General features: G+C 56.4%; 9 protein-coding genes. All 9 read right to left on the reverse strand.

Translation table 11 applies throughout. From position 1 onward, the window contains the following. Positions 1 to 332 precede the first annotated feature (332 nt). The 9 genes from NZ823_02245 to NZ823_02285 all read right to left on the reverse strand — a co-directional run bounded on the left by NZ823_02245 (position 333) and on the right by NZ823_02285 (position 14,080). Positions 333 to 824, reverse strand: coding sequence for a hypothetical protein (locus tag NZ823_02245; GenBank protein ID MCS6803947.1), 492 nt, complete (start codon positions 822 to 824; stop codon positions 333 to 335). A 110-nt stretch (positions 825 to 934) separates the two neighbouring features. Then, complete coding sequence (locus NZ823_02250; protein MCS6803948.1) at positions 935 to 3,136, reverse strand: bi-domain-containing oxidoreductase; 2,202 nt, start codon at positions 3,134 to 3,136, stop codon at positions 935 to 937. 176 nt (positions 3,137 to 3,312) lie between these two features. Further along, complete coding sequence (locus NZ823_02255) at positions 3,313 to 4,503, reverse strand: GNAT family N-acetyltransferase (protein MCS6803949.1); 1,191 nt, start codon at positions 4,501 to 4,503, stop codon at positions 3,313 to 3,315. Beyond that, on the reverse strand, positions 4,500 to 5,555 hold the full coding sequence (locus NZ823_02260) for a polysaccharide deacetylase family protein (protein ID MCS6803950.1): 1,056 nt from the start codon (positions 5,553 to 5,555) through the stop codon (positions 4,500 to 4,502). Before NZ823_02260 ends, NZ823_02255 begins: the two co-directional genes overlap by 4 nt. 170 nt (positions 5,556 to 5,725) lie before the next feature. After that, positions 5,726 to 7,285 (reverse strand): sugar transferase, encoded by a 1,560-nt coding sequence (locus NZ823_02265; GenBank protein ID MCS6803951.1) that lies wholly within the window; start codon positions 7,283 to 7,285, stop codon positions 5,726 to 5,728. A gap of 57 nt (positions 7,286 to 7,342) precedes the next feature. After that, positions 7,343 to 9,553 carry an ATP-binding protein gene (locus tag NZ823_02270; protein MCS6803952.1) on the reverse strand — a complete coding sequence of 737 codons (2,211 nt, stop codon included), beginning with the start codon at positions 9,551 to 9,553 and terminating at the stop codon, positions 7,343 to 7,345. Positions 9,554 to 9,660: 107 nt separating this feature from the next. After that, complete coding sequence (locus NZ823_02275) at positions 9,661 to 11,310, reverse strand: right-handed parallel beta-helix repeat-containing protein (GenBank protein MCS6803953.1); 1,650 nt, start codon at positions 11,308 to 11,310, stop codon at positions 9,661 to 9,663. A 153-nt stretch (positions 11,311 to 11,463) separates the two neighbouring features. Then, a complete protein-coding gene (locus NZ823_02280) occupies positions 11,464 to 12,780 on the reverse strand; it encodes a glycosyltransferase family 4 protein (GenBank protein MCS6803954.1) in 1,317 nt (438 codons plus the stop codon). Further along, on the reverse strand, positions 12,764 to 14,080 hold the full coding sequence (locus tag NZ823_02285) for a UDP-glucose/GDP-mannose dehydrogenase family protein (GenBank protein MCS6803955.1): 1,317 nt from the start codon (positions 14,078 to 14,080) through the stop codon (positions 12,764 to 12,766). Before NZ823_02285 ends, NZ823_02280 begins: the two co-directional genes overlap by 17 nt. Positions 14,081 to 14,110 lie beyond the last annotated feature (30 nt).

A 14,110-nucleotide genomic window follows, 5' to 3' on the forward strand; every position in this document is an offset into this window, starting at 1 on the left:
ACGTCTGACAGCCGGTTTGCCTTCCCCCCGTTTAGAGGCAGCCCGACCCGTGCCCGGCAGGCGGCGGCTACCTCTAAACGTTTGGTGGGGAACCGGTGTCAGTAGCCGCGTCTGCGCAACGGCTACCGAAGCAATTTCTTATTCGTCCCGTAGGGACGGTTGAATGAGGCTGGTCATTCATGGGCTGCTGACGGTGGCCGCCTACAGTCCTGCATTGCGCGAGCGACAGATGAATCACACGGTGGTCGCGCTCACCGGCTGCTACGCCAAGCTCGGTCTGCCCATGTTCGTGAGGCCCTCTCCATTCGTGAGCGATGGCGCCGCTCGCGCGGTTACTGTGCGTAGTATCCGAGCAATTGCACATAGAACCGCCCAGCCGTGCGCAAGCTGGCTGTCTCAATGGCGATGGCGCTGCCCGGAGCAAAGACGAGCCCACCGGTGAAATGCTGACTCCAATTCCCATGGCCGCCTTCAGGAATCCGGCAGCGGAACTTCAGTTGATCGTTTTCCATCAGGCTGTAATCGGCATGAAACCCTTGTGTGGTTGCGGTGCGATCCATGTAGGTGACAATGTCGGTCAACACAAACGTTCTACCAGCAGGCACCCTCAGCGCTGTGACTGAATCGCCCGGGTCAATTGCAATCGGTCCGAGGTGCAATATGTTTGTCGTGGCGACGCCCAGATGAGTCGGCGCCGTTTGCGCATCTTGTCCACTGGTTGTTGGACTTGTTTTACTCACCAGCATCACCAGCATGGCAACAACGCCAATAGCCAGCGTCAGTCGGGCAAGATGATTGATGAGCGTGCGAGCATGAATCTGCATCTGTTTCTTCCTCCTTCTACAAAATAAAAATCCGAATGATGGCGACGGTGGCGAGATCAGCTCCTCGACGAGGCTTTGCAGTCGCTCTCGGCCACTAGGTGAAGCCGCGATCATTTTCCTGAGCCGACGAACCGGAATGGAAACTGCGGCTCCAGCCGTACAACGCACCGGTTGCGAATCGAGCGCTGGACGGCCAACAGAGCTTGTGTGGAGAGCACAAAACTCTCGGTCAAGTCCTCGGCGCCGGTCACTCCTTGGAATTGCGCCATCATGGCTTTCAACATGGCTTCCTGTCCAAGGTCTGGTTGCAGCAGTCGCGTCGTCTTTTTACGCGAGCCGGCATATAAGGTGAGCTTATGAAATCCCACAAGATGCGCCGAGCGACCGCCGCCGCTGACATCAATCGTCTCGCGCGCGTATGGCAATTGACTGCCGCTGATGTAGCGAATCGAAGCGACGCTGCCATTGGCAAATTGCATCTGGATGGCCCAACTATCGTAGCGATGAGCAGGGTCTTTCGTCTCCAGCGCGTGAATATCCGTCGGGATGCTCTCGGCTAAGACGATGGCCAGATCAATGAAGTGACAGGCATCGCCAAACAACATCCCGCCGCCTTCGGCGCTGTCTTGATACCAGCTCTCGGCAGCCGGCGCAGCCGCGTAGACCTGACAGTGAATCTGTCGCACGTCAATGCCGGCGAAATGGTTTCGCAGTTGCTGAAGCAGCGGACTAAAGCGACGATTATGACCGATCCACAGCGTTGGATGATGCCGCTGGCGTTGCTCGAGCAGCTCAATGATCGGCTGTAGCTCTTCTTCGTTCATGACCAGCGGCTTCTCAACGAACGTGTGCTTGCCTGCTTGTAACGAGCGCGCCGCCAACTGGGCGTGACTGTCATGTCGCGTGGCGATCATGACGGCGTTGACATGCGGGTTGTTGAACAGCTCATCCGCTTCGGTTGTTGCCATGCGAAAGCCATATCGTTGCGCCAGATGATCGGCATTGGCGCCTTTGGTGGTACAAATGGCTTCGAGGCTCACATTCGGGAGTTTGGGCAGGAATGGCAGCAGCATTGACTTGCAGTAGTTCCCTGCGCCAATAAGCCCAAGCCGAACGGCAGCCGGCGCGCGATGGCCGACATACTGGAAGGTGCGAAGCTGGCTCGGCGCCGGCGTCGTTTCCGATTGAGGAAATTGGAAGACAATGCCGACAGCCTGTTTCAACGTACCGTTGGCGATGCCATCAAAGGCCGCTTCAGCTTGGTCGAACGGAAACCGATGGGTGATCAGTCGTGTTACGTCCACTTTGCCATGCGCCAGCAACTGGAGAAACGCTTGCATATTTCGTTGCGCTGTCCATCGCACATAGCCGATGGGATAATCCTGCCCGCGATGAATGTAGTGCGGATCGTGAATGCCGGCGCCCATAGCGCGGCTGAAGCGAAAATCAATTTCCTTCTTGTAATAATCACGCCAGGGCAGCTCGATATGCGTATTGCCCAGACAGATGACACGACCACGATCACGAACCAGCGCGGCAGCCATCTCGATCGGCTCGTTACTGTCCGTCGAGGTGGTCAGGAAGACAGCATCCACGCCTTGTGCGTGACTGACCTGCACGGCGTGATAGAGGGCCTCATCAAGCGAATTCGTACAGGCCGCATCAGCGCCGTTTTGTCGAGCCAGTTCACATTTGAATGGGTCCACATCAATGCCCACCACACGGCAGCCGTTGGCGCGGCACAGTTGCACCAAGAACTGGCCAAGCATGCCCAGGCCGATCACGGCCACCGACTCGCCCAATTCCAATCGCGCTTGACGCACGGCCTGCAACGCAATGGTGCCGACCGCGGTGGCGCTGGCCGCTTCCAAACTGACGCCGGATGGGACGTGAGCCAGCAGCGAGTGCGGCACGGCATTGAATTCAGCATGAGTGGCCATGCCCTCGTCACCAATGCAGGCGACACGGTCGCCAACGCGGAATCCTTCAACTTTCGCTCCCACTTCGACGATCACACCGGCGCAACTGTAGCCGAGCGTTGTCGGCGCTTTTAATCGCTCCTGGACTTTGCGGATGGTTGGCATCACCCCTTGTTCGCGCAGCGTCTGAAAGACCAGTCGGACTTGATCAGGCCGTTCTTTGGCTTTCTCCAGCATGTTCATACGCGCTTGCGAAACTTTCATTTTCTCGGTGCCGACGCTGACGAATGAATAGTGGGTCTGAACCAACACCTCACCGGCGCGAATCATCGGCACGGGCACGTCTTGACATTCCAACCGACCGTCTCCGTAGTATTGCAATATCTGTTTCATTGTCGCTTTTCCTCGTTATGCATCACCGGCCGTTCGATCTTCACCGCCGGCCGAGCGGACCAATCAACCCTAACGGCGCACGTCGTTAAACCGATAGGCGAGACCTTAGAGTGGAGGCGGAGCGCGAAGCGGCTAGGGGGGTCCAAATTCCATTTCGCGCTCTCTGGTGCTCCACTCTAAGCTCGGGCCCGGTGGGACGTCTGAAACATTCCGAGCAACGTACGTCCCCACTGGGCGAGGCGTGGCGATTTCTTCACCCATGCTTTGGTTTCACACCACGCTCGATGAACCTGATAATCCACGGGCCGACGAAAGACGCGAAGCGCGTAATTAGACCGGCAATGATTGGCGAAACGATATTTGAATGGCTCTTCGCCGATTGTGAAATCGAACTCTGCGACGCCCTGCTCAATAGCATATTCGAGCAAATACTTAATCAGCACTTCGCCTGGCGAATGCTGGGCGTATCGCACATTGAAGGTGGGCTTGTACCACATCAGGCGGCCGTCATATTCAAAGCCGAAGTGAAAGGCGATTGGTTCATCATTGAATAACACCACCGAAAACAACAACCAGCCGGTCGGCGCCAACCGATAGACTAACTCGCGATAGAACGAACGCTGCTGCTTATCCAGAAACTGGCTCGGCGTATCAGTCAATGCGCGGCGCTCGATGTGCTGCTCAAAAAAGAGATCGAGATAACCGATGATCTCATCAACGCTGTGGCAGTTTTTGAACTGCAAGCGACCGTTGCGCTGAAAGTAGTTGACATGACGCCGCAGGCTTTTCTTTCGGATGACCTGAGCATCTTCCACCGGATCGCCAAGCAATCGCGTAGGCGCTTCATACAAAAACCGGATGTCGGTCCGATAGCCGCGTTGACGGAAGCACTGCGATAAATGATCCAGCGTGCTGGATGTATTAGGCACGTCATGCAAATGAATCACATCCCACAATTGCGAGTAATCCATTAGCCACTCGGCAAACTTAGGCAATACATCTGGCCGCGCACGGTCTACGATCAAGTCGCAAAAGTCGGAGGCCCCCAGCCCGATCAACTGAACGACCCGTCGGGTTTGTCCAAAGCGTCGTCGTTCCGACACCATCAACGGAGCGATGCCCACCAGCTCGTCGCCAGCTTCGGCGAGCAATATCAGCGGACGAGCATTGCCCCTGAGCGTCTTCCACCAACTGACATGCCACTCATAGGTTTGAAAAATCGTAGAGGTCTGGCTGCGCTCGGCCAGCTCATTCCATTGCAGACGGCGCGCCGCCAGCGCGTTCAGGTCATTGACCAACGTGACCCGAATCGGAGGCGAGGAAACCGGAGAAAACGCCGGCAGCGTCTGGCGCATGACTGTGCTCATGTTTGCCACGTCCTGCGAAGCAGTCTTCTTAACTGATACCATGGCTGCATGGCTCCTGCTAATTTCATCTTGAAATAGGCGCGACTCGATTCTGGGCCGATTCCCACCCGTTGTAGGGCGAAGCGATCATACTGAGGGGAAACGAAGCCTCCAACAGAAGCGAACGCACAGGTGAATCCTTGGGCTCGCAGTTCCCGCTTGAGCGCTTCATTGAAGTCTGCTTCAGTGCCGTTGGGATAGGCGAAGAAGCGGGCCGGTTGGCCGAGCAAGGCTTCCAGTTTCTGTTTCGAGATTTGAATCTCTTGCTTGGCTCGTTCAAACGGAAAGCGGGTCAGGATTTCATGCGATTCAGTATGAACGCCAAAGGTGATCAAGCCCTCCTGCGCCATCTGCTGGATTTCATGCTTGCGCAACATGGCATAGGGCGCATCCGCGTCCGAGAGCGCGCTCAGATCAACGTTGAGCCGTCGGGCAATTTCACTCAACCAGCGATTCTTTTGATCCACTGGCAACGTCTTCATGTACTCGATCAATCGGGTGAAGGCGCGCTGCCGTTCGGTCAGGCTGCGCAGCCAATGTGTCCCGTCGCCGAGGTGTCGCAAATCCAACCATTGAACGTTGGTGCGATAGATAGCTTGAAACAACACGTCCGGCCACAATGCCTGCTCGGTATCGAGATAGCCCGTCACCAGGAAAATCGTTGCCGGCAAGCCGAACTCCTTCAAAATCGGATAGGCGACGGTGTAGTTATCGCGGAATCCATCATCAAACGTGATGACCACAGAATGAGGTGGAATCGGCTGTCGTTTCAACAGCAACTCGACATAATACGGCAACGGCAGCACCCGATGATGCCGCGCCAGATAGCTCATCTGCCAGCGGAACTCACTCTGGCGAATCGCCCATGGCGGCAGCGGCTCAACGTCATCGCGCGCTACACTGTGATATAACAGCACGGCGGCCTTGTCGCGATTGATATAGCGCAGCACATAGTGCAGGCCGAGCGCTTGCATCATCGCGGCTCCGATTGCTTTCAAACCCAGATTCTTCATCACAACGTTTACCTCCTTTGGTGACGTCGCCCGATAGCTATGCTGATGACTTGCTCCTCTGCTGAGTAAACACGCTCTCGTCACGTCACGTCGTCACGCGGCTTCGCGGCGCAGGCTCAGCAGCAGGCCATGCCTCGCGCCACTGAGCAGACGGGCTGGTCAGGCCCTTCCTACTCTTCCGTCTGACCGAACAACATGACAGCCGGCGTTTTCAAAATGATCTTCAGGTCTAGCCAGAGCGACCAATTCTCGATGTAGAAAATATCCAATCGGATCATCTCCTCGAAGGGTAAGCGATTGCGTCCGCTCACTTGCCACAGCCCGGTCAATCCCGGTTTGATGTGGTGCCGAGCGCGTTGATAAGCATTCGTACCTTCCACTTGATATACCGGCAGCGGACGCGGTCCTACCAAACTCATCTCGCCACGCAGCACGTTGATCAATTGCGGCAGCTCATCCAGACTGAAGCGCCGGATGAAACGTCCCACTTTGGTGATACGATCATCGTTACTGACTTTGCCGTAGAGCGGCTTGTCTTGGCTGCCTTGATTGCCGCCATGACCGTTGTTGGCAAGCATCTGTCGGACGGCTTCCCGATGCGCGCGATCATCGCTATCGGCGCGCATGGAGCGGAACTTGTTGACGACAAAGACGCGCCCATCCATGCCGACACGCTCTTGTTTGTAGAAGACCGGCCCTGGCGACTCGCGCTTAATCCACACGGCAATGATTAACCACAACGGACTGGTCAGCGCCATGAGCAAGCTGGAGGCCACCACATCAATGGCGCGTTTCAAGTAGCGATTCAGCCCGGTGATCGGCTCCTCGAACAACTTGACCATCGGCAACACGCCAATCTGGGCAAAGTCGGTCTTCTGCGGCAGGCAATTGAACAAATTGGGAATGACATGATACCGCACCTGCTGCGAGTGACCGGAGCGCATGATCGTTTCAAACAGCACTTGGGGATCAAGCTTGCTGTCTGTAATCAACACCTCTCGGACGGCGTAGCGGCGAATCAGTTGGGGCAACTCTGCGACCGTGCCGATGATCGGCAGCGGCGACGGCTCGCTGAGGCTGAATCGGTCGGCTGATGTCACGACGCCAACAACGTGGTATCCAAGCCGCGGCTTGCTGACGATCTCTTCCAGGCAAACCTGAGCCATCTCACCATCACCGATAATAATTGCCGGAATAATGTTCAGCCCCTTGCGTCGCGCGGCAATTTGAATCATGCGGATGCCGAGACGCACCACCAGCAAGCCGTATAACACAAACAGACCATCCAGCAGCAACACATGCCGCAACAGCGACAACTGATGCGCATCTTGCGCGCTCGAAGACAGAAACGCGATCAACATCAAAATGACGCTGCCGACGGTGGTTGCTTTGATGATATTCCACAGATCACGCATCAGGGGAAATTCACCGTACACGCGATAGAGACCGAAATACCATATCGCCCCCAATCGAATGAACGGAGCCGACCAAACGAGCGGCCACATAAGCTGAAATGACGCTGTCATGGCTGTTGACCATTCTGCCCAGCTTGACCAAGCAAACAACGGCCACTGCGTGAACACCCGGTGGGCGAGCAGCAGACTGCCCCCACAAATGAGCAGATCCAGCGCGATCATCGCGCCAATCAACACCTGCGCCAAAGATGATCCTGCCTTGGCCACTTGCTCGTGTTGCCAGGGCAAGTCTGATACGTGAACCATTTGACTCATAGAAAACACCCCCTCGCCAATCGCCATCAGCATGACGGCGCACGCTGATAGCCGGTTTCACTCACCCAGCAGCTCTTGCGCACCCGGCAGCGGCAACTCAACGATGAAGTTGGCCCCCTGGTGTTCCCGGCTGCGGACGTAGATTTCACCATCGTGATTTTTGATGATTTGATAGGCAATCCATAAGCCTAAGCCCAATGCCTGCGTGGGCGGTTTGGTGGAGAAGAACGGATCGAACACGCGCGTTAGATGCTCTCGCGCGATGCCCGGACCGTTGTCCTGGAACGATACGACGATCACGTCGGTGGCCATCCACACACCGCGCGTTTGACGGCGCGTTTGAATCGTCAACTGACGGTCATGGGCCACGTCCAGCAAGGCGTCTTTGGCGTTATCCACAATTGCCAGGAAGGCCACTTGAAGTTGTTGCGGGTCGGCCAGAACGCTGAGTTTATTCAATGACTCATCCAAATCCATCGTGACCTGGATGTGGTAGCCTTGCAGCTCATACTGGCGTAACGCCATCATCTGTTCGAGCAACTGATTGATGTTGGTTTGTGTGATCGCGGGCTGACGAATCTCGGCCCAGGTGGCCAGCGTATCAAATGTGCGCTTGGCCCGTTCCGCGCCATGCGCGATGATCTCCAGGTTGCTCTTCAGCTCGGGCGAAAGATCAGGCAGTTCCAATGTCAATTCGGTATAGCCGACCACAGGCGTTAGCGCGTTGCGCACTTCGCCGACCAGATTGCCAATCAACCGCGTGACCGCTTCGAGCTTGCTCGCCTGCAGTTGACGGTCGCGAGCCATTTGTTGTTCTGTTGTATCGGTGGCCACCAATTCAACGGCTGGGGCTCCTTCAAAATCAATCAACGAGCCAATCAGCGTCAACAAGACTTCTCGACCGTCCTTGGCGAGCGCCCATGCATCCAGGCTGGGCACCCGCTTGCCCGCGCGGATCCACTCGTAGGTTTTCACCACTGCTTCTCGGCTCTCAGGCATAAACAAATCGCCCACGTTCATCTGCACCAGCTCATCAAGCGTGTAGCCCAGCAGCTCCATGGCCGCTCCGGTGGCATACCCGTAGCGTCCTTCCTGAATGACCAGGATGGCAGCGCCGCTGCCTTGCGCCAGCGGCACGTAGGTCATCGTGTTCGCTCGCAGCGGTTCCAGCTCCTGTTGCAGCGACTGATACTGCTCAGCGTTGACCAGCGCCATCGCGCTATGGTGCGCCACCGCCTCAAGGAACGCCAACTCGCCGTTGATGATCTGACGAATGTCATCAACATCTTCGAGCATTATGAAGCCGATCAGCATCCCTTTGGCCAACAACGGGACGAGCAACAGCGATTTGATCCTCAACTGCGTTGTCCAACTGGACGGGATCAGTGGGCTGTAGAATGTGTCTTCGATGATTGTGATTTGATCACGGTCAAACAGATGCCAGTGTTCGTGAAACCATCGCGCTCGTTCCGCATCAACCGTGTCGGACACGCGCCACCGGGGCGTGCCGGTCTCCGTTCGCGCTACGGATAAAGCAGGCACGGGTTCCTTCTCCGCGATCAAGAACAGGTGGCCCCGGTCGGCGCCCGCTGCGCCCACCATCATGCTGGTGGCCATACGCATGACCTCACGCCGATTGAGCGTCGTGTGGAGCAATCCGGCGATCTCTGCCAATGTGCTCTTGCGCTTGATCTCACGCGCTTGCGCGCTGACCACTTCGGCATGATGCAGTCCGATGCTGATTTGATCGGCCAGCACGCGGAACCACTGTTTATCCGTTTGATTGAATCGTTCGCCGGAACGCTTGTTGGCCCAGAGCAGCGCCCCCAACCGCGTCGGGCCGACGCGCAAAGCGCCCATCAGCAGCGTCTGCAAGCCCACTGTCTGCGCCATGTCGCGGTATTTCTCAAATCGCGGATCGGTCGCCATGTCATCAACGATGCAAGGTTCGCCACGCTCCCACAAAGCGCGCAGCAGCGTTCCCTCTTTCACCGAAAACTGAATGGCGTCAACCGCCATCGGATCCAGCCCATACGCCGGCGCCTGACCGAGCAACATCTGTCGCGGCTCGTCATAGCGCAGAATGACGCATTTCTCTATATCGAATGCCTCGCCCACCATCTTGGTAGCAGTGCGAATGATCTCGACCTGCTCCGTCGTCAAACTCAAGCGACGAGCTAACCCAGCAACCGTTTCCAGCCACAACGTTTGTTGTCGAGACCCTTGTGTTGATCCATTGCTTTGTTGCGTTGCGGATGAATTGTTCATGAACGATGATCCCCTTGTGAAATTCACCGTCGCGCAGCCACTGAACTCATCCTGCAAAACGCAGTGACCGCTCGGATGCTAACGGCCCCCCTTCCATCTGATCGTTCTTACTCTCTCCCTACTCGATTGACATCTGATGTCCTAAACTGGCTCTCGAACGCGCCAACGTCCGGGCGCTGACCATCGAACTCCTCCAGGTAGACGCCGTCGCCAGCTTCCCACACGAGCGTCGTGTCGGTCACTAGCGTCTGGCGCAGCTCGTGAATTCTGAGAATGGTGGCCGGCGGATTGCTGCCGATGCGTATACGATCGCCGCGCTTCAGACCATGCCCATCGGTGAAGTACGAAACATCCACCACAGGAACGACCGTACCGGAACCGGCCGCCACCGTCGCCGTCAACGGCACAGCGGCATCAATGCCAGGAGAGCCGCTGGCCAAACGATAATCGCCCGCCGCAGCGTTCACAAACTGCGGCTCGGCGCTGAAGTTATTCATCATCCATTGCGGATAGCGTTGCTGATAAACGGCCAGCGATTGTTGGCCAGCCAAGCTGGTAATATCCAGCAGTGGCGCGCGGCTCAGACCATTGCCGGCAAAGGCATACCCCGCGAAAAACTCCGGCCCAAAGCTGGCCCGCGGCAGCAGGTCAATGCGCACTTGCACGGCGTCGCTCTGCCAGCTATTGCCGCAGACGAGATTGTTCTTGAACTCGTTCTTGCTCAGGTCCACGCCGGCAACGCCGAAGTTCAAACAAGCTATCCCAATGCCTCCGTTGTTGATGATCGTGTTATGATAAATGCGATTGCCATAGACATGGGGCGCTTCGCTCCAGCCGTTGATATAGAGGCCGCCGCGATCCTGCCCGACAATCAGATTGCGACGAATGATAGTCTCGGCAGCCGCCAGTTGAATGGCTGGACCAACTCGATCACTCATCCCCCTTGGCCGACCACCGACGAAGAGGTTTTCCTCAATAACATTGCGTCGCGCCACAAACTGCTGGCCGAGGGCAAACGACGGATTGACGCGCCAAACCAGATCAATCCCTTTTTGCCAATTGTTCGCAAAATAATTCCGCCGAACGATGTTGAACGATGTATCAATGCCCAGCAACGAATGACCCGCATTGATGAACAGGTTGCCCTCGATCAGGTTGTGGTCGGCATGTTCGCTCAAGCGCACGGCGTCGCCCCATTGGCTGGCCGGCTCTCCCCAGTGATAAAAGAGATTCCCCACAAGACGATTGAATGAGGAGCCGCTGAAGAGATTCAGCCCGGAAAACAACGTCTCGGCGCTGCGCCCGTTGCCGATGAATGTGTTGTTGATGATCTCGTTGTAGTGGCCGGCGCGAATTTCTCCCCAGCCTTTGATGGGATTGCGAAAGATGAGCCCTTCGATGGTGATGTAGGACTTTTCGTAAAGCTGGATGAGCTGACGCGCGCCTTCAATGATCACCTCTTGGGCGTCAACGGCTCGGTAGCTGATGCGTTGTTGCTCTGCGCCTGAGCGCCGCGGCGCAATCGGTTCACGATATATACCTTGATACAGGAGCACGCAATCGCCGGGCTGCACGAGCGCATTGGCTTTGGCCAGTGTGCGCCACGGTGTTGTCGGCGTCAGGCCGTCGTTGTTGTCATTGCCCGCAGCGGCGCTTACATGGTAGATGACCGGCTCATGCGCCACAGTTGGCTTGATCCATCCAGAGATGATCATCAATCCACCAACCCAAAAAATCATCAATGTGCGGCCCAACACGCGCGCTCTCCCCCGAAAAATAGTCCACGAAGCACGCTAACGATGCGAAAGGGAAGAATCCGAAATCCCAAGCACGAAACCCGAAACAAGTTCAAAATCCGAAACCCCAAGCACGAAATCCGAAACGACGTGGAAATTGGTCTCTGCGTTGCCTTACGGTCGTCCCGACCGGGCTCTATTGACCTCAACCGACGCCATGCGAAGCTGCGGCTGATTGACGCTGCTTGGCTCAGGCTCATAGGAAATTGGCTGGTCACGGCGCGACGCCAGCCGATAAGCGGCCAGTAACTGCGGAACAGAATGCGACCACAGCAACTGCGTTTCCACACGCCGACGCCCGGAGCGCCCCATCTGCTCGCGTTTCCGCTCATCGCGCAACAATTCCAACAAGCACTGGACGAAGTCGGCCTCTTCGTTGGGCTTGGCATAGAGCGCGGCATCTTGCGCCGTGGCGCGCGTCTCGGTCAGGTCAAATGCCACGATCGGCTTGCCGAAGGCCATGTATTCACCAATTTTGTTCATGGTAGATTTGTCAGAAAAGGCATTGCGCGGCAGCGGGTCCACACACACATCGGCGGTGGATAAATAGCGACAGACATCGTGATCGGAGAGTCGCCCGGTAAACAGAACGTAGTCACTGAGACCAAGCTGTTCACTGAGCGCTTTCAACTGATTGAACTCCGGCCCTGACCCGATGATGGCGCACAGCACATCACGATAACCGACTTGATAAACCATGTGATGCATGGCGCGGATCAGGTAATCAACCCCGTCGTGATTGCAGAGCATGCCCAGATAACAGATCAAATGTCGGCGACCTTGCTTGAGTGCCGGCTCTGGCGGCAGCGGCCGGAGCCGATCGAAATCTGGTCCGTTGCGCACAATGAAGACCCGATCCGGCGGCACCTGCCCGCGCAACAGCGCGATCCGACGATACGACTCATTGGTGGCGATCACAACGTCAGCCGTGCGGAATGTCTGTCGTTCCAGAAACAACAGCCAACGATAGAGGCGGTCAGGTTGGCGATTGCGATACTTCGCCAGATACAACTCCGGGCACAGATCATGGTGATCGAAGATGAACCGCTTGCCCCAGAGCTTATAGAACCTGGCCAGCAGCCAATAGGTGTCCGGGGGATTGCACGCCTGAATGATGTCGAACCCGTGCTTGTACCAGACTTTCAGTGAGAGCAGCAGCGTCATCAACCAACCATAGGCGAATTCGACGACATAGCCCAACAATCCGTCAGCTTGCGTGGGCGCTTTATAGCGGTAGATGTGAATCCCGTTCAGACAATCATACGAGCCATAGCGCTTGCCAAAGTTGGCATTCGGCTCGCCCTGCGGACAGATGATGCTGACCTCGTAGCCTGCCTCGCGCAAGGCATTGGCTTCCAACCAGACGCGACGATCAAACGGAACGGGCAGGTTATGAACGATGATCAGGACTTTGTTACCAGCAGATGCCATAATAATCCCTCTCCTTAAATGGTTTTGGATCCACCAACCGAACCAGATCAATGATGGTGTGATGTCCATTGACTCGATGGAGCGCGTCCGCAAACAGCGGCGAGCGTGTGCCAATGACAAGCACGTCACAGGAGTCAATCACTTCATCGAGCGATTGGCACATTAACGAAGAGACGTGTGGAATCTCGCGCTCGATAAATTCCCGATTCGCTCCGCACAAGCGCGCCAGAGAAACATTTTCATCGAAAATTTTCAGCGTGTACCCTTTGCCCAGCAGGCGCTCGATCACTTCGACAACCGGGCTGTTGCGCAGATCATCGGTGCCGGCTTTGAAGCTGAAGCCAAGGAAGCCGATCCGCTTGCGTCCCGTCTTCATAATCAACTCGACAGCTCGCCGAATCTGCATATCGTTGCTGGGCAGCAGCGATTCCAGCATCGGCAACGACAGTTCAAGCGAACGCGCCCGCTGCACCAGCGCGCTGACATCTTTGGGCAAGCACGAGCCGCCAAAGGCGAATCCCGGCTTGAGGTAGTAGGGCGATAGATTCAATTTCGTGTCCGCGCAGAAAATGTGCATGACTTCATGACTATCCACGCCCAGCTTCTGACAGATGATGCCGATTTCATTGGCAAACGTCACTTTCAGCGCGTGAAATACGTTGTCGGCGTACTTGATCATTTCGGCGACGCGCACGTCGGTGATGAAACGCGGCGCGTCAATATCGGTATAGAGCGCCATCGCCTTCCAGGCGCTCTCTGGATGATCAGCGCCGACGACGATCTTGGGCGGCTGAAAGAAATCCTCAACAGCGGTCCCTTCGCGCAGAAACTCAGGATTGACGCATAGCTCAAAGCCTTCGCCAAACGGCTTGCCAGAGGCCGCTTCGAGCACTGGTAGGATTTCGTTATGTGTGCTGCCCGGCAACATCGTGCTGCGAATGACAATGGTATGCTTGGCCGGCTTGTCGGCTAAGGCCAGGCCGATTTGCCGCGCTACGTTGCGCACGTATTTCAGGTCGAGGCTGCCATTGCCATTGCTCGGCGTGCCGACACACACCAATGAGAGTTCCGTCTGCTGAATCGCGCGGGCGACATCGGTCGTGGCAGAGAGCCGACCGCGCCTGACGTTCTCGCTGAGCAATTCTTCCAAGCCCCCTTCGACAATCGGCGACCGCCCCTCATTGACCAGATCAACTTTGGTCGGATTGATGTCAACGCCGATCACGCGATGCCCAACGTGAGCCAAACACGCTGCCGAGACACAGCCTACGTAACCTAATCCAAGTACGCTTACGTCCATGATGACTACCCCCTCTTATCAGAAATCAAC

This window comes from Blastocatellia bacterium, from assembly GCA_025054955.1.
In the GTDB taxonomy this organism is placed as follows: domain Bacteria; phylum Acidobacteriota; class Blastocatellia; order HR10; family J050; genus JANWZE01.

Bases quoted from the DNA above. Each gene is read 5' to 3' on its own strand.
- NZ823_02250 (MCS6803948.1), bottom strand. From the start codon at position 3,136: ATGAAACAGATATTGCAATACTACGGAGACGGTCGGTTGGAATGTCAA.
- NZ823_02245 (MCS6803947.1), bottom strand. From the start codon at position 824: ATGCAGATTCATGCTCGCACGCTCATCAATCATCTTGCCCGACTGACG.
- NZ823_02280 (MCS6803954.1), bottom strand. From the start codon at position 12,780: ATGGCATCTGCTGGTAACAAAGTCCTGATCATCGTTCATAACCTGCCC.
- NZ823_02285 (MCS6803955.1), bottom strand. From the start codon at position 14,080: ATGGACGTAAGCGTACTTGGATTAGGTTACGTAGGCTGTGTCTCGGCA.
- NZ823_02265 (MCS6803951.1), bottom strand. From the start codon at position 7,285: ATGAGTCAAATGGTTCACGTATCAGACTTGCCCTGGCAACACGAGCAA.
- NZ823_02270 (MCS6803952.1), bottom strand. From the start codon at position 9,553: ATGAACAATTCATCCGCAACGCAACAAAGCAATGGATCAACACAAGGG.
- NZ823_02255 (MCS6803949.1), bottom strand. From the start codon at position 4,503: ATGAGCACAGTCATGCGCCAGACGCTGCCGGCGTTTTCTCCGGTTTCC.
- NZ823_02260 (MCS6803950.1), bottom strand. From the start codon at position 5,555: ATGAAGAATCTGGGTTTGAAAGCAATCGGAGCCGCGATGATGCAAGCG.